This window comes from Bacterioplanoides sp. (genome assembly GCF_965226395.1).
Taxonomy (GTDB): Bacteria; Pseudomonadota; Gammaproteobacteria; order Pseudomonadales; family Oceanobacteraceae; genus Bacterioplanoides.
In genome coordinates, this window is sequence record NZ_OZ245358.1 from 1,461,506 (window position 1) to 1,483,248 (window position 21,743).

At 47.4% G+C, this 21,743-nt stretch carries 19 protein-coding genes; 5 read left to right on the plus strand and 14 right to left on the minus strand.

Features of this window, described 5'->3' with window-relative positions:
- Positions 1-68: 68 nt before the first annotated feature.
- The 10 genes from urtA to ppx form a co-directional block, all read right to left on the minus strand.
- On the minus strand, positions 69-1,334 hold the full coding sequence (urtA, locus tag ACO05E_RS06620; RefSeq protein ID WP_419813667.1) for an urea ABC transporter substrate-binding protein: 1,266 nt from the start codon (positions 1,332-1,334) through the stop codon (positions 69-71).
- Between the two features lie 411 nt (positions 1,335-1,745).
- Positions 1,746-1,973 (minus strand): HupE/UreJ family protein, encoded by a 228-nt coding sequence (locus tag ACO05E_RS06625; RefSeq protein WP_419812194.1) that lies wholly within the window; start codon positions 1,971-1,973, stop codon positions 1,746-1,748.
- 19 nt (positions 1,974-1,992) lie between these two features.
- Positions 1,993-2,688, minus strand: a complete 696-nt coding sequence (gene ureG, locus ACO05E_RS06630) for an urease accessory protein UreG (protein ID WP_419812195.1) — start codon at positions 2,686-2,688, stop codon at positions 1,993-1,995.
- Positions 2,689-2,925: 237 nt separating this feature from the next.
- Positions 2,926-3,621, minus strand: a complete 696-nt coding sequence (locus tag ACO05E_RS06635) for an urease accessory protein UreF (RefSeq protein WP_419812196.1) — start codon at positions 3,619-3,621, stop codon at positions 2,926-2,928.
- Positions 3,621-4,163 (minus strand): urease accessory protein UreE, encoded by a 543-nt coding sequence (gene ureE, locus ACO05E_RS06640; RefSeq protein ID WP_419812197.1) that lies wholly within the window; start codon positions 4,161-4,163, stop codon positions 3,621-3,623. Before ureE ends, ACO05E_RS06635 begins: the two co-directional genes overlap by 1 nt.
- Positions 4,164-4,430: 267 nt before the next feature.
- On the minus strand, positions 4,431-6,134 hold the full coding sequence (ureC, locus tag ACO05E_RS06645; protein WP_419812198.1) for an urease subunit alpha: 1,704 nt from the start codon (positions 6,132-6,134) through the stop codon (positions 4,431-4,433).
- 61 nt (positions 6,135-6,195) lie between these two features.
- Positions 6,196-6,501: an urease subunit beta gene (locus ACO05E_RS06650; protein ID WP_419812199.1), complete on the minus strand. Its 306-nt coding sequence runs from the start codon at positions 6,499-6,501 to the stop codon at positions 6,196-6,198.
- Between the two features lie 49 nt (positions 6,502-6,550).
- Entirely contained in the window at positions 6,551-6,853 is a 303-nt protein-coding gene (gene ureA, locus ACO05E_RS06655) for an urease subunit gamma (protein ID WP_255858043.1), read from the minus strand.
- A gap of 179 nt (positions 6,854-7,032) precedes the next feature.
- Complete coding sequence (locus tag ACO05E_RS06660; protein WP_419812200.1) at positions 7,033-7,956, minus strand: urease accessory protein UreD; 924 nt, start codon at positions 7,954-7,956, stop codon at positions 7,033-7,035.
- Positions 7,957-8,276: 320 nt separating this feature from the next.
- Positions 8,277-9,830: an exopolyphosphatase gene (ppx, locus tag ACO05E_RS06665; protein WP_419812201.1), complete on the minus strand. Its 1,554-nt coding sequence runs from the start codon at positions 9,828-9,830 to the stop codon at positions 8,277-8,279.
- A 186-nt stretch (positions 9,831-10,016) separates the two neighbouring features.
- Here ppx and trxA point away from each other — a divergent pair, with 186 nt between their 5' ends.
- The 4 genes from trxA to ACO05E_RS06685 all read left to right on the plus strand — a co-directional run bounded on the left by trxA (position 10,017) and on the right by ACO05E_RS06685 (position 12,859).
- Positions 10,017-10,343 (plus strand): thioredoxin TrxA, encoded by a 327-nt coding sequence (gene trxA, locus ACO05E_RS06670; RefSeq protein WP_255858040.1) that lies wholly within the window; start codon positions 10,017-10,019, stop codon positions 10,341-10,343.
- A gap of 195 nt (positions 10,344-10,538) precedes the next feature.
- Positions 10,539-11,804, plus strand: a complete 1,266-nt coding sequence (rho, locus tag ACO05E_RS06675) for a transcription termination factor Rho (RefSeq protein WP_419812202.1) — start codon at positions 10,539-10,541, stop codon at positions 11,802-11,804.
- Between the two features lie 191 nt (positions 11,805-11,995).
- Positions 11,996-12,307, plus strand: coding sequence for a hypothetical protein (locus ACO05E_RS06680; protein WP_419812203.1), 312 nt, complete (start codon positions 11,996-11,998; stop codon positions 12,305-12,307).
- A gap of 225 nt (positions 12,308-12,532) precedes the next feature.
- On the plus strand, positions 12,533-12,859 hold the full coding sequence (locus tag ACO05E_RS06685; RefSeq protein ID WP_419812204.1) for a hypothetical protein: 327 nt from the start codon (positions 12,533-12,535) through the stop codon (positions 12,857-12,859).
- Here ACO05E_RS06685 and ACO05E_RS06690 read toward each other — a convergent pair.
- Both ACO05E_RS06690 and ACO05E_RS06695 read right to left on the minus strand, forming a co-directional pair.
- Positions 12,856-13,938 carry an HD-GYP domain-containing protein gene (locus tag ACO05E_RS06690; RefSeq protein WP_419812205.1) on the minus strand — a complete coding sequence of 361 codons (1,083 nt, stop codon included), beginning with the start codon at positions 13,936-13,938 and terminating at the stop codon, positions 12,856-12,858. The genes ACO05E_RS06685 and ACO05E_RS06690 overlap by 4 nt on opposite strands.
- A gap of 3 nt (positions 13,939-13,941) precedes the next feature.
- Positions 13,942-17,892, minus strand: a complete 3,951-nt coding sequence (locus ACO05E_RS06695) for a response regulator (protein WP_419812206.1) — start codon at positions 17,890-17,892, stop codon at positions 13,942-13,944.
- A gap of 347 nt (positions 17,893-18,239) precedes the next feature.
- On the opposite strand from ACO05E_RS06695, the gene ACO05E_RS06700 reads away from it, so the two are divergent.
- Positions 18,240-19,169 carry an MBL fold metallo-hydrolase gene (locus ACO05E_RS06700; RefSeq protein ID WP_419812207.1) on the plus strand — a complete coding sequence of 310 codons (930 nt, stop codon included), beginning with the start codon at positions 18,240-18,242 and terminating at the stop codon, positions 19,167-19,169.
- A 54-nt stretch (positions 19,170-19,223) separates the two neighbouring features.
- Here ACO05E_RS06700 and ACO05E_RS06705 read toward each other — a convergent pair whose 3' ends face one another.
- Positions 19,224-20,897 (minus strand): methyl-accepting chemotaxis protein, encoded by a 1,674-nt coding sequence (locus tag ACO05E_RS06705; RefSeq protein WP_419812208.1) that lies wholly within the window; start codon positions 20,895-20,897, stop codon positions 19,224-19,226.
- A gap of 252 nt (positions 20,898-21,149) precedes the next feature.
- Complete coding sequence (locus tag ACO05E_RS06710) at positions 21,150-21,731, minus strand: hypothetical protein (protein ID WP_419812209.1); 582 nt, start codon at positions 21,729-21,731, stop codon at positions 21,150-21,152.
- Between the last annotated feature and the right edge of the window lie 12 nt (positions 21,732-21,743).

Below are 21,743 nucleotides of genomic sequence, written 5' to 3' on the forward strand. Positions count from 1 at the left end.
ATCAATAAGCGGGCAAAAAATAAGGAGCCTGACATCAGGCTCCTTATTACACGCTAATGGTATTGCAATTACTCCGCGGCTACCGCAGCGCCACCACAGCTCTTAGTTACGGTGTTGTAGTTACCGCAGCTAACCGGTGCTGTCCAATCGGAGATCAGGTTGGCAGACTCTGGCAGGTAATCGGTCCAGGCATCACCCTTAACGACTTCGTCGGTTTTCCAAACGATATCGAATTGACCATCATCCTGAATTTCACCAATTAATACTGGCTTAGACAGGTGGTGGTTTTCATTCATTTTCGCGATGCCACCGGTCAGGTTAGGCACTTCGATGCCATACATGGCTGCACGTACTTTATCGACGTCTTCGCTTTTGGCTTTTTCAACCGCTTTTGCCCACATTTGGAAACCAATATAGGTCGCTTCCATTGGGTCATTGGTTACGCGATCTTCATCTTTAGTGTAAGCCTGCCACTGTTCAATGAACTTATCATTAGTCTCGGATTCAGCACTCTGGAAGTAGTTCCAGGCCGCTAAGTGGCCCACTAATGGAGAGGTATCAAAACCGGACAGTTCTTCTTCACCCACTGAGAAAGCAACAACCGGAATATCTTCAGCGCTGATGCCCTGGTTGGCTAATTCTTTGTAGAAAGGAACGTTGGCATCACCATTTACCGTCGAAACAACGGCGGTCTTTTTACCTGCACTACCAAACTTTTTAATGTCAGAAACGATGGTTTGCCAATCGCTGTGACCAAATGGCGTGTAGTTGATCATGATGTCTTTTTCATCAACGCCTTTGGACTTCAGGTAGCTTTCTAAAATTTTATTGGTGGTACGTGGATAAACGTAGTCGGTACCCGCTAATACCCAGCGCTCAACTTCACCGTCTTCCATCAGGTAATCAACCGCTGGAATTGCCTGTTGGTTAGGCGCGGCACCAGTGTAGAAAACGTTATAAGAAGACTCTTCACCTTCGTACTGAACCGGGTAGAACAGCAGGCCATTTAATTCTTCAACAACAGGTAAAACAGATTTACGGGAAACAGACGTCCAGCAACCAAAGATAACGTCGACTTCTTCTTTTTCTAATAATTCACGGGTTTTTTCCGCAAATAAAGGCCAGTTAGAAGCCGGGTCAACCACAACTGCTTCCAGTTTTTTACCTAACAGTCCGCCTTTTTTGTTCTGCTCTTCCACCATCATTAATACGGTATCTTTTAATGTGGTTTCGGAGATGGCCATGGTGCCTGACAACGAGTGCAAAACACCCACTTTAATTGTGTCAGCAGCATTTGCCAGACTCACACCAGCAGCCAATGCACTGATTGCCATGACTTTGCTTGCTTTTTTCAGAACATTAAATCCAGTCTTTTTCATGATTATTCATCCTTTTATGCGGACTGTTTAAATGAATTCCGACCATTTTTTATAGGGTACGTCAGATAACGTATTTCAATTTTTGGTCAGGTATTTTAAAGCTGAATAACCTAGAGCAAGGGGTGTACCAATTTTTTAAATGCCTGTTTTTAAAGCATTGTTTGATTATTTCGGGGCAATAGAGCCAATATTTCAGATAAACACTTAATTACACGCACCACAAGAAGGCAAAAGTATAAATTGAGGATGATATTGGTGCAGCCTAAAGCATTCTTCAGCCAAACAACTCTCCAACTATGAAAAATGCCCGCTGATTTATCAAAATCAAGCGGGCATTTTTTATGCTGTCGACATTTTAATTAAGCATTAAAAGTCTTTAGAGTCTTCAGCACTTTTCTTTTTTAACGACTTATAACCCACAACAGCAACAACCACACCAGTGATAATCATGGCCAGGTGATCTGGCTCGGTCAGTTGGTGCATCAGGTTTGCGAAAACACCACCAATGGAGTGGCTGTGATCAGCATGAGCCAATGCCTGAGCCGAAGCCGCGATACCAGCAATCGTCAGCAGTGATTTTTTAACAATATTCATCGTATTTTCCTCTTACAATTTATTCAGAACGGGTGGAGGCAACACTGCCATCTTTCGCTGGATCATGACCTGGAATCATAGCCGCCAGTGCAGGCTCAATCGAATCACGTTTTTCTAACATGCCATGGTCGATAATAAAGCGGATAATTTCACCGATACCTTTGGTGGTTTCAACATTCGCCAGAACAAACGGACGATCGCCACGCATTTTGCGGGTATCACGATCCATAATTTCCAACGATGCCCCTACGTGCTCGGCAATATCGACTTTATTAATAATTAATAAATCCGATTTGGTAATACCCGGGCCACCTTTACGTGGAATTTTATCACCGGCGCACACATCGATCACATAGATGGTTAAATCGGATAATTCCGGGCTGAACGTTGCCGATAAGTTATCGCCACCACTTTCCACCAGCACCATTTCTAAACCATCATGGGCATCTTGTAGTTGCTTAACCGCGGCCAGGTTCATCGACGCATCTTCACGAATAGCGGTATGTGGACAGCCACCGGTTTCAACACCCAGAATGCGGTCTTCTTCTAATGCCTCTTTGCGCATCAGGAATTTGGCATCTTCTTTGGTGTAAATATCATTGGTTACCACGGCGATATTGTAATGCTCGCGCATGGTTTGACAGATTTTTTCTAACAGTGCGGTTTTGCCGGAACCAACCGGGCCACCCACACCAACGCGCAATACTTGTTTCATTTTTCTACCTGATTTTAAAAACTAATTTTTAAATATCTATTATTCGATTTTCTAAACCCAATCAGTGAACATCGAAGTATTTTCTTCCGGGGCGCTACAAGTTCGTCCCTGAAAGCTTATCCATCACATCCATGTGATGGACCCCTGCAGTCAATACCTCAACATTCACTGTTATTAATCATCATGAGCAAGGTTAACTTTTCTAAAGCAGTCATTGTAAAAGTCTCGCTCGTGGCTTCAGGAGCGGAATAAACGAGAATACTGCTGCTCGTGCAGCGACGACGCCATCGCCAATCCCATTAATCCCGTTCCTATTTGTTCATCTTCAATGTTTTGTGCGACATCACATACCCGCGTTAATAACGGAATTAATTGCTGCAATATTTTCTGGCCATCGGTCTGCCCCATTGGCATGGCTTTGCTGGCGCAGGCAATCTGGTTTTCAGCCCAGCTCCAACAAAACCCTAATAACGCTGTTTGCTCATCAATATCCGATAACACCGCCGCCAGCGCATTCATCGCCACAACCGTCGGTTGCGGGCAATGATCTAAATAACTTTGACGTTCTGGGTTCTGTCCCTCTTCACACTGACCCAAGTGCCATTGAGCAAACGCACCACCCACCTGAATATCTTCCAGATACAGTTCTTTGGTCTCTCGGAACGACAGCAATAACTGATTCCAATGATTCACCGCAGCAAAGTCCTGATTTTTCCAGGCACGATAAAGACGCAAGTACAGCGGTAAATCCAATTGCCCTAAACCAAATTCAACACTGTGCTCAATCCAGCGCTGTACATCATCTCGGTTATTACACCAACCTTTATCCAATGCGTATTCCAACCCTTGGGAATACGCGAACGCTCCCACTGGCAGTGCCGGACTGGAGATATGTAATAACGCCAATAACGATGCCGCGTTTTGTGTCGTCATTAGTGGCTGTGCCCATGTGAATGAGCATGGCCGTGGTTATGTGAGCCGCTATGTGAATGGCCATGCGAATGATCGTCATCGCCATGATGGTGATGATGACCACCCGTACCCGGAGCATAGGCCCCATTTTCTGGCTCAAAGGTTGCCAACTCATGGGTCACGTGAATGCCTAAACCGTGCAGCATATCGTCTAATACATAATCTTCCTGAAAGCGTAAAAAGCCTTCGCCAATTTGTAATGGCACATGGCGATTACCCAGATGGTAACAACCACGGGCAAACAGGGTTGGGTCTTCAACGTGTGCAGTGGATACTTTTTCGCTTTGGGCATTCACAATTAAAAAATCACCGTCGGCATTGGTTAATACCGTGCCGTGGCGTAACACCTGGCCACGTTCAATCTGAATGCCCGCATCCAAACCAGATTCGGTTTGGATTTTTAAACGGCCACGTTTGCGATCATCAAACGTCAGGCACACAACTTCTGCTGACGGTGTATCCGCAGCCAATGTGCCTTCAGCTAATTGAGTAAAAATTTTCATATGTTTTCTGGTTCACACTTCTCAGAGCAAGGTTTAATTATTTGTACACAACACGCCGTGAATCCATCCCTGGAGGCTCGTCCGCAGCATCCATGCTGCCGAAGGTTGTTTAACAAACAATTAATCCTTGCTCATATCATCAGTGAGAAATTGAAGTATTAGCTGAAGGGGTCCATCACATGGATGTGATGGGTTAGCCTTCAGGGACGAACTGGTAGCACCCCGTAAGCTAATATTTCAATCTCTCGCTTTACAATTTAATTGCTCTTAAAACAAATAATAACGCTGCGCCATCGGCAATTCCGTCGCTGGCTCACACTTCAATTCAACACCATCCGCCGTCACCACATAAGTTTGCGGATCAACTTCCAGCACCGGCTGATAATCATTTAATTTCATATCCGCTTTACGAATCGAACGCGTATCACGCACCGCACTTAATTGTTTTTTCAGGCCCAGATGTTCCAGCGTGCCTTTTTCTAACGACGCTTTAGACACAAAACTGATGCTGGTTTCATGCACCGCTTTGCCCATCGCACCAAACATCGGACGATAATGCACTGGCTGAGGCGTTGGAATGGAAGCGTTTGGATCACCCATCGGTGCGCCCGCAATCATGCCGCCTTTTAAAATTAACGAAGGCTTAGTGCCAAAAAATGCAGGCTTCCATAAAACCAAATCTGCTAATTTACCCACTTCAATCGAACCAACTTCGTGCGCAACACCCATGGTAATCGCCGGGTTAATGGCGTATTTCGCGATATAACGCTTACAACGGAAGTTATCGTTATCAGCAGAATCCTCCGGTAAGGCACCACGCTGCACTTTCATTTTATGAGCGGTTTGCCAGGTACGGGTAATTACTTCACCAACACGGCCCATCGCCTGAGAGTCCGACGAGATCATGCTGAACGCACCCAGATCATGCAGAATATCTTCTGCCGCAATGGTTTCACGACGAATACGGGAATCAGCAAAGGCGACGTCTTCCGGAATATTCGGATCTAAATGGTGACACACCATCAACATATCCAAATGTTCATCGACGGTATTGACCGTGTACGGGCGGGTTGGGTTGGTGGACGACGGTAAAACATTATCCGAGCCACACGCTTTAATAATATCTGGCGCGTGACCACCACCGGCACCTTCGGTGTGGTAAGTGTGAATCACACGATCTTTAAATGCCGCCAGCGTATCTTCAACAAAGCCGGATTCATTTAAGGTGTCAGTATGGATCGCCACCTGCACATCGTATTCTTCCGCCACCGATAAACAATTATCAATCGACGCTGGAGTGGTGCCCCAGTCTTCGTGTAATTTTAAACCAATAGCCCCGGCTTCAATTTGCTCGTTGAGCGGCCCCGGTAAACTGGCGTTACCTTTACCTAAGAAACCAATATTCATCGGTAAATCTTCAACCGCTTGCAGCATCTTGCCAATATGCCATGGGCCTGGCGTACAAGTTGTTGCATTGGTACCCGTCGCAGGGCCAGTACCGCCACCCAACATAGTGGTGACGCCACTCATTAAGGCTTCTTCAACTTGTTGTGGGCAAATAAAGTGAATATGCGCGTCGATGCCGCCCGGTGTCACAATCTGGCCTTCACCTGCAATTACCTCAGTGCCAGCACCCACTTCAATGGTGATACCTTCCTGAGTATCCGGGTTGCCCGCTTTACCAATGGCGGTAATGCGTCCGGCTTTAATCGCGATATCGGCTTTAACTACGCCCCAATAATCAAGAATTAATGCGTTGGTAATCACGGTATCCGGCACGTCGGCACTGAGTGCCTGACTTTGCCCCATGCCGTCACGAATGACTTTACCGCCACCAAATTTCACTTCGTCGCCGTAAACGGTGTAATCTTTTTCTGGCGAAATAAATAACTCAGTGTCACCTAAACGAACTTTGTCACCCACGGTTGGGCCGTACATATCGGCATAAGCGCGACGATCAATTTTAGCCATCTTAAATCTCCCCTATTTTTTATTTAACAGGCCAGTGAAAACGCAGGTAGTTTTCACCCTGTTAAACCTTGCCCATTACATCGCCACGGAACCCATAAACTTCTTTTTTACCAGCGTATTCAACCAGTTCTACCGTACGCACCTGGCCCGGCTCAAAACGCACCGCTGTACCCGCAGCAATATTTAAACGAAAACCTTTTGTGGCTTCGCGTTCAAACCGCAACGCTAAATTAGTTTCGTAAAAATGGTAATGACTGCCCACCTGAATTGGACGGTCACCCGTGTTAGCCACTTCCACTTCAACCGTTTTACGACCTACATTAATTTCGATATCGCCGTCGGCGCAGATAATTTCACCTGGAATCATATTTCTTTCTCCTTATACGTTTTGAAAACGTTATTGAGGCAGCTAGCTCTCAGGCAATTGGGTTATGGACGGTGACAAGTTTCGTACCGTCCGGGAAAGTTGCTTCCACCTGCACTTCCGGCAACATCTCAGCAATACCATCCATCACATCATCTCGGCTTAATACCTGACGACCCGCATTCATTAAATCGGCAACGGTTCGGCCATCGCGCGCACCTTCCATAATAAAAGCGCTGATTAAGGCAATGCTTTCCGGGTAGTTGAGTTTTACGCCACGGTCTTTGCGTTTTTGCGCCAGTTCAGCCGCAACAAACAGCAGTAATTTATCTTTTTCTCTGGGAGACAGTTCCACGTTTATTCTCCAGTCTTATTTCTAAATTAATTTTTAATAATTCTGTTTAGCAAAACGTATGAAACATTGAAGTATTGTCTTTCGGGGCGCTACAAGTTCATCCATGAAGGCTAATCCATCACATCCATGTGATGGGCCCCTGCAGACAACACTTCAATATTTCAACGGCTCACATATTTTTACGTACGCCAGATTCGTGGAGCACAAGGCTCTTTACTAATCACATTCCGACGTAATTGCGCCCATAACTGCTCAAAACTATTACGCACCTGCTCCGCTTTATTGCCCAATACCCGAACAATAAATACACCCGGCTTTTGCGTAACCGCAACGGTTAATTCACGAGCGTCCTGATTAATAGTTTCCTGCCACTGCAGTACTGCATCATCGGTTTGCTCACTCTGATCCATCACATCACGATTAATCAGCAGCGTGCCGAACACATGAAAACCCTGAAACCCAACTTCACTGCTTTGCAAAGCAGACGGAGCGGTCAGTTGCAGCCGGTCAGAAAATAGTGGCAAGCCATCCCGTAATAACATCAGGCTTTGTGTCAGCTGACCTTGTTCAAAAAACTGCTCGCTTTCAAACCGACCCAGGCAGGTAATTTCCCAACCAACAAATAAACCATCGCCCTGAATATTTACGGTGGTGGTGAGCTGACCGTCGGCACCATTAAAAACAATATTCTCCTGCGGCAGATATTCCAGAATGCAGCCATCGTTAACCTCAAGCGAGACATATTGTCCCTGAGGAATGCCACTGATGTTGTTATAAACCTTACCGGCTGATGGTGTGGTCATCAGTACATGGGCACGATCGCTTAAGCTCAGATCAATCGACAGCTGATCGCCACCCACCAGGCCACCCGGCGGGTGCAACAGATAAAAATGCAAACAGGTCGGGCCTTCCGGAAAAAACGGGCGCTGGACTCGTAACGGGCCGAAGTGTTCGGTCTTCCCTAAACGCGTGTCGCCGTGCTGCGCTGAAAACTCGGCACTAAAGCGCGCCAGCCAGCGGCGGGTATCTAAGCCAGGATAACGACCGGAGGCTGGAGAGCTATCGCAACCGGAGGCGGCGCCTGCATTTAACGCTATATTCACATCATCCTCACATTCAGCGCCTGGTTTCAGAATCAAGGACCCAGAGCCAGAGCGCACCAAAAAAGAGCAGAAAGAATCTAAATTGCCCCAAAATGGTTGATTATTTCTTTTGATTGTTGGGCTTATGAGCATTTTTCTGGCGAAAAACGCTGTATATGCACCCAAACCGTTCAGTCGGATAAAAAAGTATAGAGAGGTTTAGCAAATGCGGTGCCAGCAAAAGCTGACCAGTCGGACAAATTGTGATTTTTACAAAACTATCGCTGCTACAAGGGCGGTTTTTATGACCTAAAGGCTGTTTCAATAACAACCAACGGCACTCAGCGGAAGCTGAGTTGCCAGTCGATTTCGCCGAAGTATTGCACTTCAGAAGCCAAATCCCGGGCCGTCATTGGGTGCTGTTCCAGCCACCCTGCCGGTAAAATCAGGTCGATTGCCTGTTCGCCCAGCTGTAATTCCGGCGTCGGCACCGGGTGCGCGCCACGGCTATGATTGAGCAGCACCGCCAGGCGTAATAACAGCGATAGCTTCAGTACCGTATCGCGTTGAGTGGAAGATAACACCGCCATATCTTCCAGCGGATAACGGCGGCGATGGCTGCGTACCAGAAAGCCCAGTGTTGCCTGGCCCTGGCGGGTAAAACCCAGTAAGTCGGAATAGCGCAGCAAGTAAGCGCCATGCTTGTGGAATCCGGCGTGGGCGATGCTCAGGCCAATTTCATGCAGTTGTGCCGCCCAGGCCAACCAGTGCTTCCAGCTGCCTGCCAGTCGCCAGTCTTTCTTCACTTGTTTAAATAACTGCAAAGCTGTGTCTCTGACCCGTTCTGCCTGCGCTTCATCCACATAAAAACGTTCCATCAGGGAGTGCACCACCCGATTACGCACATCTTCATGAGTGGAACGGCCAACCAGATCCCATAACGCGCCTTCACGCAGCGCGCCGTCGGAGTAGGTCATGACCTCGATATCAAAGGCATCAAAGATGGCGGTTAAAATAGCCATGCCGCCAATAAACACCTGAGCCCGTTCCGGTTTAACGCCCGGCAGATCCACCTCGTCTACATGATTAAATTGCAGTAATCGCTGGCGTAACTGATTCAGGCCGTCGCGGGTCAGCCCTTCCTGACTCCAGCCATTTTCCATCACCGCCTGCTCGGCCGCGCGAATAGTACCGGATGACCCCACCGCATTTTTCCAGCCCAGTTTTTTATAGGCCGATTCAATATTCTGCAGCTCCTGGCGAGCGGCATTCACTGCTTCCTGAAAATGGCTGGCGGTAATTAAACCATCTTTAAAGAAGCGCTGGGTGAACGACACACAGCCCATGTGCAGACTTTCCAATGCTTTCGGTTCAAACCGCGAGCCAATAATAAATTCAGTAGAGCCACCACCAATATCCACCACTAAACGCTTGCCCTGATCGTCGGCCAGCGTATGAGATACCCCGAGATAAATCAGGCGCGCTTCTTCACGACCGGCAATGACCTCGATCGGATAGCCCAGTATTTCTTCAGCGCGCACAATAAATTCCTGCCGATTACGGGCCGCTCTCAGCGCATTGGTGGCCAGCACACTGACCCGCTCCGGATTCATGCCCTGAATCCGCTGAGCAAATTCGCGCAAACACTCCAGTCCGCGCTGTTGTGCGGCTTCCGACAGCTGATTGTTGTCATCCAGACCGGCCGCCAGCTGAACTTTCTGGCCACGTTTTTCTAACGTGCGGATTTCACCCTGAAACTCCTGCGCCACCACCATATGAAAACTGTTGGAACCTAAATCAATTGCGGCGATCAGATCATCAGACGGCTGTACCGCGCCATCCGCAAGCGACGTGTGAGAGGTGGAATCAGAAGCAGTAATTGGTGTTTCAGACATAAGAGGCTCTTGAATTTGTTTTTTCTGACACTATATAAATGGAACACTGATACTCAGAAGAATACACGTCTGACACAGAATCTCGAATTGATTCCGGACAATGCGGGCGTACAATACGCCGCAGCTTTGTACAATTTACGTGCTATCGGCTGATAAACTGACACACAATATCCATAGGGGAAACACATGAGTGACCAAATCCTGACCGTATCCGACGACTCATTTGACGCTGACGTACTGGGCTCTGACCTGCCAGTACTGGTGGATTTCTGGGCTGAGTGGTGTGGCCCTTGTAAAATGATTGCTCCAGTACTGGAAGAAATTGCAGAAGAATACGAAGGCAAGCTGAAAATCGCTAAGCTGAACATCGACCAGAACGAAGCGACTGCGCCTAAGTTTGGCATTCGTTCTATCCCAACGCTGATCCTGTTCAAAAACGGCAACGCCGAAGCGACCAAGATTGGTGCGATGAGCAAATCTGAGCTGACTGCTTTTATTGAACAATCTTTATAAGACTGTTGCCGCCCAAGTGTTTTTGCTTGGGAACTGCATAAGAACCGCATAAAAAGCCGCCTTATCGCCTTTTTATGCGGTTTGGCTGTAGACACCCTGAGAATTCCTGTCTATAGTCGTTAATCATTCAACGCCGTCCTGGCGCCTCTTCTTTATTTTAAAGCCCTTAATTTTCTAACAAACAAACCTACCTGTATGAATCTTTCCGATCTGAAACTCAAATCTGTCCCTGAGCTGTTAGCCATCGCTAAAGAAATGAACCTGGAGCACGTAAGCCGTACTCGTAAGCAGGACATCATCTTTGCGATTCTTAAAAACCACGCCAAAAGTGGTGAAGATATCTACGGTGAAGGTGTACTTGAGATCCTTCAGGATGGTTTCGGTTTCCTGCGTAGCGCCAGCAGCTCGTATCTGGCAGGCCCGGATGATATCTACGTATCACCGAGTCAGATCCGTCGCTTCAACCTGCGTAAGGGTGACAAAATTGAAGGTAAAATTCGCCCGCCAAAAGACGGCGAGCGTTATTTTGCGATGCTTAAAGTCGCCAAAATTAACGACGACAAACCTGAAAATGCCAAATCTAAAATCTTATTCGAGAACTTAACACCGCTGTTCCCGGATGAGCGTCTGGTACTGGAAGTGGGCACTGGCTCTACTGAAGACCTGTCTTCTCGTGTACTGGATCTGATTGCACCGATTGGTAAAGGTCAGCGTGGTCTGATCGTAGCACCGCCAAAAGCCGGTAAAACCATGCTGCTGCAAACTACCGCACAGGCGATTACCCGCAACAACCCGGAAGCTGAGCTGATCGTACTGCTGATTGACGAGCGTCCGGAAGAAGTCACCGAAATGAAGCGCTCAGTACGCGGTGAAGTGGTGGCATCGACCTTCGATGAGCCACCATCCCGTCACGTTCAGGTGGCTGAAATGGTGATCGAAAAAGCCAAGCGTCTGGTTGAACACAAACGTGACGTGGTGATCCTGCTGGACTCCATTACCCGTTTGGCGCGTGCTTACAACACCGTGGTGCCGTCCTCCGGTAAAGTATTAACCGGTGGTGTGGACGCCAACGCACTGGAAAAACCAAAGCGCTTCTTTGGTGCTGCCCGTAACGTCGAAGAAGGTGGTTCATTAACCATTATCGCTACGGCACTGGTGGATACCGGTTCTAAGATGGACGAAGTGATCTTCGAAGAATTTAAAGGTACCGGTAACCAGGAATTACACCTGGATCGTAAGATTGCTGAAAAACGCATCTACCCGGCGATCAACATCCGTCGCTCCGGCACCCGTCGTGAAGACATGATGTTTAAAGAAGCTGACCTGCAACGTCTATGGATTCTGCGTAAGCTGATGAGCGAGATGGAAGACGTACAGGCGATTGAGTTTATGTTGGATAAACTGCGTCAGACTAAAACCAACGATGAGTTCTTTGACTCAATGCGTGGTGGCAAAAACTAAGTTTTTGCTTTTCTGGTTGAATCATCAAAGCCCTGATATGGAGACATATCGGGGCTTTTTTATTGCTGGCTGTTTTGGATAAAATTACTGGTGCTATTTGGTGATGAGCCACGTAGTAAAACCTAAATCTTTGCAGGGTTGATATAGCCTGTAAAATCATATTATTAAAAATATTAAATTTAGAGGGAATCATGAAAATTTTATTATTAGTTGCATGCTTGCTCGGAGCAATATCAGCAAATGCGGGAACAAAATGCTATGGAAAAGTTATAAGTGTAATGACTAGGTCCGACCAGTGTGGAGATAACCATCTATTGGCTTACTTTACTAACTCTCATTGGTTTTGCAGCATATCAGAAAGTAGTGCTTCAATTATTTTATCAGCCTATGCAATGGATAAAACTATTGAGACGATATTTTCTGATGAAGTTAGTAATGTTGCAGATTGCAATAACATGTCGCGACATTTTTTAACACCTTGGTCGATAAGAACTGTCGATTAATATAACCCTTCTCTTCATCACAGGAACAACCCAAAGCTGTTCCTGTGCAAGCCATTATAGATATTAAGGAAATATGATATTTCTATCGGCTCCCTTTATAAAGAGCAACGTTGGTGAATAAAGGAGCATTCTTAAATCTGTGACAGCGCCCCCACTCCACATATTGACCCCAGCCACAATTCCTATTTAATAAGCGGTAGCCATCATCACCCAAAGGAAGGACCCATGAAAGCTCTGTTGATTACCTCCGCTCTGGCGATTCTGTCGACCAACACCCTCGCTCTTGAAAATATCAGCACCACCTGCCATCACGGCGCTCAGACGCGCATCATTGAAGTGGTGTATCGCGACAGCGACAGCCCGCTGCCTTGTGAAGTGCAGTACACCAAAGAAGCTGGCACCGAAACGCTATGGAGTGCACAGAACCTGGAAGGTTACTGTGAAGAGAAGGCGGCAGCACTGGTTGAGAAGCAGCAAGGCTGGGGTTGGGATTGCGCAACAACTGGCAGCACAGAAGCCAGTGACATCGAGCCCGCGGCCAGCGAGCTCTAAGCGTCGTCAGTAAAACGTTTCGCAATATCGATAAAGGTGGATTCTATCGCTTCAAAGGCATCCACCATCATCGGATCAAACTGGCTGCCTTTCCCTTCGCAGATAATTTCCCGGGCACTGTCAAACGGAAATGGGTCTTTATAAACCCGGCGGCTGATCAACGCATCGTAGCAGTCTGCAACGGCCATCAATCGGGCTGACAGTGGGATTTGCTCACCATACAGGCCACAGGGGTAGCCACAGCCATCCCAGCGCTCATGGTGGCTGTAGCAGATTTCTTTTGCCACAGCTAAAAAGCTGGAATCACCATATTCTTTCTCGGCGGTTTCAATAGCACTTTTGCCATATTCCGAATGCTTTTTCATTTCCAGCCATTCGTCGGCATCCAGTTTGCCGGGCTTTAATAAAATACGGTCCGGAACTCCGACCTTGCCAATATCGTGCAGCGGGGCCGATTTAAATAGCAATTCAATATAGGCATCATCCAACACATCCGGAAAGTGCCCCTGATCGCGTAAGTGCTCTGCCAGTGCTTTCACATAATGCTGGGTGCGACGAATATGCATACCGGTTTCATTGTCGCGGGTTTCAGCCAGCGATGTCATACAATAAATCGCCATATCCTGCGTGCGGGAGATTTCCTGAGTGCGCTCCTGCACCCGCTGCTCCAGCAGATCATTATATTCCCGCAGTTGTTGACGAGACTGCTGTAACGCCAGATGCGTGGCAACCCGAGCGCATACAATGGGTGGTGAAAACGGCTTGGTAATATAGTCGGAAGCGCCGCTGGCAAAACCTTTTATTTCATCCTCAACTTCCCCTTTCACAGTCAGGAAAATCACCGGGATGTCTTTAAGGCGGGGATTATTTTTGATTTTCTGGCAAATCTGATAGCCGTCTTCATCCGGCATCACAATATCTAGCAGAATTAAATCCGGCAGCTCATCTGCTTCCAGTAATCGCAGCGCCTGTTGGCCACTTTTTGCCAGTGTGATCTGATAATCCGGGCTTAATAATTCAACCAGCACTTTAATATAAAAGGCTTCATCATCAACAATCAGTAAGCGTTCTTTTTTCATTGGTCAGCTGTCCTTTTCATCCGCTGGTCCTGTTTGCAGGGCGGTGCTGATCAGTTGGTAAGCCTGATCAAAATCAAAGTCGTCCATCAATATCTGCAATGGTGAGCGGATAGATTCTGGTAATTCATCCGCCACCTCCTCAAACAATAGGGGCGCAGAAGCATCTCCCTGCTGCAGCAAGTCGGCCAGTTTTTTCAGACTTTGTCGGCAATCATCTGCAATCATATTGTTACTCTCAACCGATCCCGCCGCTTGATCCTTATCAACCGTATCCGATTCAGCTTTATCGTATTCTGGCTGCGACAATAAACCACTGTGCTTTATGCCATTCAATAAATCGTTAAAGCTTTCGCTAAAGCGTTTCCATTGCAGGCTGGTAATTAAAGTTTCCGGAGCTTTTAGCGATTGCTTTAATAGCTGATTAAATTCATCGGCGTCTTTTTCGAAATCACTGGCACCTAGATTTGCCGACACGCCCAATAAGGTGTGTACCAGTCGGCGGCACAGGTCAAGATCACATGCCTTTAAAGCGTTATTAATAACGTCCAGGTCGCCATGATGTTTACGATAGAAATTATTTAATAAATTAATATACAAGCCACGATTGCCACCAACGCGCCGGATACCCCACTCGGCATCCAGCCCAACGATTGGGGTTGAGAATGCCGCAGCAGTATCCGTATGCATCTGTTTATCCGGAGCATCACCTTCTGGCAACCACTGTTTTAATACCTGCAGAAAAGCGTCCGGATCTATCGGTTTGGAAATATGGTCGTTCATGCCAGCTGACAGGCAACGAACTTTATCACCCTGCATGGCATGTGCAGTCATGGCAATAATCGGCAGCTGACGGTGCTGTTCATCCTGACGGATAATAGCGGTTGCCTGCAAGCCATCCATCACCGGCATTTGTAAATCCATCAGCACCAGGTCGTAGTGTTTTTGCCGGATCGCTTCAATGGCTTCCACACCATTGCTGGCGGTATCGGCCATAATGCCCACCGAGTGCAATAACTCCAGTGCCACCGCCTGATTAATTTCGTGGTCTTCGACCACCAGTACGTCACCCAGCAACCAGACAGATTCTTTTTCTGGTCTGCTTTTTACGATATCAGCACCATCGGCCAATAAACGCATAATGGTATCGAACAGTACCGAGGCATTAATGGGTTTAATTAACAGCGCATCCAGCCCATGATTATCAGCACTACTGAAAACATCTTCACGGCCATAGGCGGTAATCAGAATACGGGCCGGTTGTGTGGTTAAACGCAGTGATTCTATTTGTTGCAGAGTTTCAATGCCGTTCATACCAGGCATCTGCCAATCCGCAATCACCAGACCAAACGGTTCGCCGAGGTCAGCCTGATGCTTAACCAGCAACGCTGCCTCATCTCCCCGGGCCAACGTGGTCACCTGAAACGAAAAAGATTCCAGCATATCTTTTAATAACTGGCGTGCAGAGGGGTTGTCGTCAATAACCAGTACCCTCAACCCACGAATATTATCTGCGGGTGAAAACTGTGGAGCAGCTTGAGTGTTGTTATCGGTTGCCAGATCGAGGGTGAAATAAAAGCAACTGCCAACTCCGGGCTCACTGGTCGCTTTTAATTCGCCGCCCATTAATCCCACAAGCTGACGCGAAATATGAAGCCCTAAACCAGTGCCCCCTTGCTTACGGGTAGAACTGCCATCGGCCTGAATAAAAGGTTCAAATAATCGTGGCAGAGATTCCGGTTCAATACCAATTCCCGTATCTTCCACCCGGAATTCCAATACCAGATGACCCTGAGCTTTTGCCTGTGGATTTAGCCGTTTGACACTGACCTTCACTTCCCCTTTATCGGTAAACTTAATGGCATTCTGAGTCAGGTTAATCAGCACTTGCCCAATACGTAACGGATCGCCAATCAGGTTAACCGGGATGCGTGCATCAATATCGAGTAAAATTTCGATGCCTTTTTCAGACGCTTTTAACGCCAGCATATCCGATAGTTCTGAGAATACGCTGTGAATATTAAAAGGCACTCGTTCAATATCCAGACGCCCGGCCTCGACTTTAGAAAAGTCTAAAATATCGTTAATAATGCCTAATAAAGCCGTTGCGGATTGTTTAATCTTTTTTGAATAACCGGTTTGAGAGCGGTTTAATCCTGAGCGTAATAACAAATGATTCATGCCAATAATGGCGTTCATCGGGGTGCGTATTTCGTGTGACATATTGGCCAGAAACTGGCTTTTAAACTGACTGGCATTTTCGGCCGCATCTCTGGCTTCAGATAAATGCTGCTGGCTTTGTTTTAATTGCTTCTGGGTTTGTTTCAGTTTTCGGTTCCATAACAGAATGACCACCATCACGGGGAAAACCACTGACAAAGTCAGTAAAATAATACGGAAAACTTCTGCGCCACTTATCTGGTAATCAAACTCAACCTGAAACCAGTGATTTTTAATGGTTTGTTTCTGATAGTCGGGAATACTGGCAATGGCTTTATTCACCAGCTCCAACAATTGAGGGTGCTGCTGATGAATGCCAATACTCTGATAATATTTATAGTCCGCGGGGGCAGAAACTTTGACATTACGAATACCGTACTGTTCCAGAATCCAGGACGATGGCCCTAATAAGCCAATATAAGCATCCACTTCCCGGGCGCTTAGCGCAATCAGCGCAGCCTGAGTGGTTGGATAACTGCGTAATTGCAGCTCACTCTGGTTGTTCAGAATATCTTCAATCGCAAACCCTGCACCAACGGCTACTCGCTTACCGGCCAGATCGTCCATGGAATTTACAAAGCGGGTGTCGTCGTGCACCAGAATCATATAAGGATGGATCATATAGGGTGCGCTATAGAGCGTATGCGCTTCGTGTTTCTGGGTTGGATTAACCCCGGAAATCATGTCAATTTCGCCCCGCTTAAACGCTTCCCAGGTATCACTCCAGCTAGGATAAAACACCGGCTTAAACGGAATCCCTAAACGCTCAGAGATCAGCGCATTATATTCAGCCGACAACCCCCGTAATTCGCCTTGTTCGTCACGGAATTCAAACGGCGGCCAGTTTGGATCCACGCCGATGGTTAATTCAGAAAAGGCCTGTAACTGCTGCTGTTCTTCGTCTGTCCATCCCTGAAACGCACGGTCTGTTTCCTGTGTGCCACGCCAGCGATTTAATATATCGGCACGAATCGAATCCGGAATATTACGCAATGTTTTGTTCAGGATAGAAACCAGCGGCTGCCAGCGTTCGTCCTGATGTACGGCAAAAGCCTGACGAGCAATTTCAAATTGTGGCGCAGGAGTAATATGCAAACTGCCCAGCTGCAGATCCTGCTTCAGCCAGTTTACAACCATCTCATCGCCAATGTAGAAGTCGGCTTTCTCGGCAGCCAGCCCGCGCATCGCCTGTCTGGAATTATCAAAATAACGGATGCTGAGATTGGGGTATTTGTGGCGAATTTCCTGTTCAAGGTAATACCCTCGCTCTAACGCCAGTACTTGTCCGCTAAAACCATCGGCGCCATCAATGACGTGTTGATGGCGACTGACAATGACTTTGCCTGCGCTGAAAACCGGGTCGCTGAACCAGAGCCTCTTCATGCGCTCTGTGGTCTGCGCTAACGGAGCAGCCAGATAAATATCCCCCTGACTCAGGGCGGCAAACATGCTCTCAAAATTGGCAAACTGAACGCGCTGAAAAGTTACCCCCAGCATACGTTCCAAATGCTGCAGGTACTCTGCCAGAATGCCAGAGTGTTGCCCGGCATCATTATAAAAATCGACTGGCGGCCAGCGACCGTCAACCGCCAGAGTGATCACCGGATGACGGCTGAGCCAGTCCTGCTCTTCTGGGGTCAGCTCGTTCTGCGATGCTGCAGACGAGGATGAAACAGATGGAGCCGATGCGATTTGCTGAGCGTAAGAAACAGACGGGAGTGAAAGGAAAAGTGACAAGTAAATCAATAATGAATATAGCCCGCAGCTTGCCCTGCTCAACGTTGCCTGAGCTCTGACATTCAAGCGTACGACACCACATACGACACCGCTTACAAGGCCAAACATACACTACTCATCCTGATGACTGCATCCTCTGCAGAGGTTCATGATATTGCCTGAATTTATACCTTGTTGCCAGCAGCCCCAATGCGTAGCAGAAGCTGAACTCAGCGTTTCCCTGACAAGGCCAATATCGGCGCATCCATTCCTGTACAGCGCAACACCGATGCGCCACTATCTTCAGACCGACACACTACCACGCCAGACCTACCGCGATGGCCATCATGCTGATACGAGGGACTGCTATGACATCAACCACAACCCAACACACCACCATTAAAAAGACATCCAGAATGCTGTTCTCCATTGCTGCGATGGCCTTCAGCCAACTGACTCTGGCACACAACCATGGCGCTGCCGAGCAAACCATCACGACAGAGAAAGTCCGCGATGGCATTTACCTGCTGGCATCTCAGCGAGCCGGAAACAGTGCCGTTTTTATCGGCGAAGATGGCACCTTTATGATTGATGATCAGTTTGCCTCGTTAACCGCAGCTCTGAATCAAGCCATTCGCAGCGTCGGAGGGGAGCAGCCCAGATTTTTGATCAATACCCACTGGCATGGTGACCACACTGGCGGTAATGAAAACTTTGGCAAAGACGGCACCATTATTGTGGCGCACAAAAATGTTCGCGAGCGTCTGTCCAGCGAGCAGTTTGTTGCCGCTTTTAATATGAAAAGCCCACCACAGCCCAAAGCAGCGTTGCCCGTTATCACTTTTGCTGATGAAGTGACGTTTCACTGGAACAATGATGACATTCAGGTGATTCATACTCCGGATGCACATACCGACAGTGACAGTTTTATTTACTTCAGCCAGGCCAATGTTATTCATACCGGCGATTTATTTTTTAACGGCTTTTATCCGTTTATCGACCCGGGCAGCCGCGGCAATATTTTTGGCGTTATTTCTGCGGTTGATAAAGTATTAACCCTGACCAATGACCGCACCCGGATTATTCCAGGGCACGGCCCGGTAGCGGATAAACAACAGCTGATGAATTACCGCGCTATGCTGCAAACCGCGGCTGAGCGTATTAAAAAGCTGAAAGACGCCGGCAAAACCGAACAGCAGGTGATTGCCGCAAAACCGACCAAAGATCTGGATGCCGAATGGGGCGATGGTTTTCTGAAACCGGATGTCTGGGTCGGTATTGTGTATCAGGGGCTGTAATCAGCCCCTGATACACACTATCTATAACGCGTTATCGTTACGCCGTGGGCTCGATCAGACTCGGAAGAAGCTGATCGACTCCTTCAGGTTTTTAGCAATCGACTGAACCTCGGACGAATTATGGCTGAGCTGATCGCTCAACTGATCAATATCGGCGGCCTGGGTTGATATCTGAGTGACCTGCCTGCCAACATCCGCCGACACACTGGTTTGTTCGCTGGAAGCGGTTTCAATTTGGCTGGTCACGCCCTGAATCTCGTTCATCGCCTGACTGACCTCATCAATCGCACTGCTGACCGAACGCGACTTATCGATCAGTTCCGCCAGAACTTCGTTCGACTTAATCATGGCCTGCTTCACATCACCGGAGCGTGTATTTAATTGCTGCACGGTTTCCAGAATTTCACTGGTTGACGATTGCGTGCGCTGCGCCAATGAGCGCACTTCATCCGCAACAACCGCAAAACCCCGCCCTTGTTCACCAGCACGGGCCGCTTCAATGGCAGCGTTTAATGCCAGTAAATTGGTTTGTTCAGCAATGGAGTTAATCACATCCACAACTGACGTCACCCCTTCAACAGCCGACGACAACTCATCCAGCTTGGTCAACGAGTGCGTAACATCGCTGCTGATCATATCAATCGAGCCTAAGGTATCGCTGACTGCGGTTTCGGTTGTGGCCAGATTCGCCACTGCTCTTTCCACAATCAGAGACGCCTTCTGACAAGTGTTCGACACAATTTCAGCACTGCGCGACATTTGTTCAATAGCGGTTGCCGAGAGCAACGTCTGATCTTTCTGTTGTGTGCTTAATGCACGGCTGCGGGTTGAGTTTTGCGCCAGCGTATTCGAGGCATCCGTGGCTAGTTGAGAGTTATGCTGAATATGGCTGATGGATTCTGAAAAGTGTTTCACCAGATTTTGCAGCGCATTACATACCGCCCCAATTTCATCCTTCTGCTGACTGTAAAAGCTGACGCTGAAATCGCCCTGCGATAAACGAACGGAATTATCCACCATGCCGGTTAATGGTTTAACAACCCGGTTGGAAATCAGAAAAAATGAACTGACGATAACAATTAACAGCACGATGGCAGCAAAAACAGTCCCGCTTTCCATACGGTTTAACCAAGCGGAAGTGTGTTGCAAACCCGAATGGGTACGGTTATCTAATAGAGCTTCAAACTCGGTAACCGGCGAGAAAATTTTGTCGCGCTCAGCGTGATAGGCAGCATTGTGTAATAACGCCAGCGCCTCAATCCAGGCTTGCTGCTGCGATGTGGATAACTGTGCCGGATTCAGACCTTCCAGCGGCTCAACCAAAGCAAAGGCCTTTTCTTCAGTTTCAATTAACGCAATGGATAAGGCCGTTGATTGATCTAACAGGGATTTTTCACGCTGACTAAAACCATTGCGCTCCAACAGATCGGTAAACGCAATAACCTCACCATCTGGACGAGGTGCTTTACCCTCAATTTTATCCACTAAGCGAAAGTATTCATTTTTATATTTTGCTTCCAGCGTCACCACATAGGTGCGGGCTAACCGGGTCAGGTTATCAGAATCAATAGTAACCTCCTGCCCGATCTGATAAGACTCAAACCGATAACCTGCCAGATCCAGTGCGTCTTCCGATGTACTTTTAATTTCCACCGTCATAATCACGGCGACCATTGCCATAAAGGCAGCCACCGAAAAAATACACTGGAACAGGTGTTTGATTGACATGCAGACTCCATCTTCAACTATTGATATTAATATCTGTTGAAATTGTAGTCTGGCTAACACCATCTTCCAGATTATAAAACCTGCTTCAGACAGCGATTAAATACCCGGCAAACCGCCTCACACCGGGCAGGAAGCGGTAATGCAATATTTTATAAAGACTAATAATTTTGACATTTATGACAATTACTTTTCAGAATGCTCTGAACAGGTAACCTTTCCGGTTAGCTGTGGAAAGAACAAAGGGACAGCCGCTTATTTGCTATTTATTTTTTGCAAATTTATTCCTGCAAACAAGTTCCGTACAGAGTCTGCCTTTTCTTTCGCTTGCTCTAACGTTACTTTTGTTTCACCTGATTGATAAACCAGCTGAGTTTCAATAGCGCTTGAGTCCGTATGAATCGCTTTGACTTTAAGTTGCATCCAATCATCAGAACCTTTACTGGTCAGATCAATACTCTGGATAACCAGTATTTGCTGAGCTTCCTCAGCGTCAGAAACACAATCGATTGCTTGTTTTTGATATTGCTCACACAAATGAGCTACCAGATCAAAGCCGGAATTTTCGATATTTTTCCGGATATCTTTGGAGATACCTTCATCAATAGCCACACCGATGGCTGCTCCCACTGGCCCCATCGCGCCCATTAAGGCAAAGCTGGCACCGGCGCCTTTACCGGTGTATTTGATGGTGGCTGTGTTTTCGATGTGAATCGTATTTTGGCTGTTTTTGTAGCCAAATAAAGAACAGCCTGAGAGGAATACTAACAGGTTAAATAAAAGTCCTAATTTCAATAGACCTCTCCCCAAGTGCATTTTTTTAGCAAGTAATCTCATTCAATTATATTG

Excerpts from the sequence above, each read along its gene's own strand:
- urtA (WP_419813667.1), bottom strand. The coding sequence starts at position 1,334 with ATGGCAATCAGTGCATTGGCTGCTGGTGTGAGTCTGGCAAATGCTGCT.
- ACO05E_RS06625 (WP_419812194.1), bottom strand. The coding sequence starts at position 1,973 with ATGAATATTGTTAAAAAATCACTGCTGACGATTGCTGGTATCGCGGCT.
- ureG (WP_419812195.1), bottom strand. The coding sequence starts at position 2,688 with ATGAAACAAGTATTGCGCGTTGGTGTGGGTGGCCCGGTTGGTTCCGGC.
- ACO05E_RS06635 (WP_419812196.1), bottom strand. The coding sequence starts at position 3,621 with ATGACGACACAAAACGCGGCATCGTTATTGGCGTTATTACATATCTCC.
- ureE (WP_419812197.1), bottom strand. The coding sequence starts at position 4,163 with ATGAAAATTTTTACTCAATTAGCTGAAGGCACATTGGCTGCGGATACA.
- ureC (WP_419812198.1), bottom strand. The coding sequence starts at position 6,134 with ATGGCTAAAATTGATCGTCGCGCTTATGCCGATATGTACGGCCCAACC.
- ACO05E_RS06650 (WP_419812199.1), bottom strand. The coding sequence starts at position 6,501 with ATGATTCCAGGTGAAATTATCTGCGCCGACGGCGATATCGAAATTAAT.
- ppx (WP_419812201.1), bottom strand. The coding sequence starts at position 9,830 with ATGTCTGAAACACCAATTACTGCTTCTGATTCCACCTCTCACACGTCG.
- trxA (WP_255858040.1), top strand. The coding sequence starts at position 10,017 with ATGAGTGACCAAATCCTGACCGTATCCGACGACTCATTTGACGCTGAC.
- rho (WP_419812202.1), top strand. The coding sequence starts at position 10,539 with ATGAATCTTTCCGATCTGAAACTCAAATCTGTCCCTGAGCTGTTAGCC.
- ACO05E_RS06680 (WP_419812203.1), top strand. The coding sequence starts at position 11,996 with ATGAAAATTTTATTATTAGTTGCATGCTTGCTCGGAGCAATATCAGCA.
- ACO05E_RS06685 (WP_419812204.1), top strand. The coding sequence starts at position 12,533 with ATGAAAGCTCTGTTGATTACCTCCGCTCTGGCGATTCTGTCGACCAAC.
- ACO05E_RS06690 (WP_419812205.1), bottom strand. The coding sequence starts at position 13,938 with ATGAAAAAAGAACGCTTACTGATTGTTGATGATGAAGCCTTTTATATT.
- ACO05E_RS06700 (WP_419812207.1), top strand. The coding sequence starts at position 18,240 with ATGACATCAACCACAACCCAACACACCACCATTAAAAAGACATCCAGA.
- ACO05E_RS06705 (WP_419812208.1), bottom strand. The coding sequence starts at position 20,897 with ATGTCAATCAAACACCTGTTCCAGTGTATTTTTTCGGTGGCTGCCTTT.
- ACO05E_RS06710 (WP_419812209.1), bottom strand. The coding sequence starts at position 21,731 with ATGAGATTACTTGCTAAAAAAATGCACTTGGGGAGAGGTCTATTGAAA.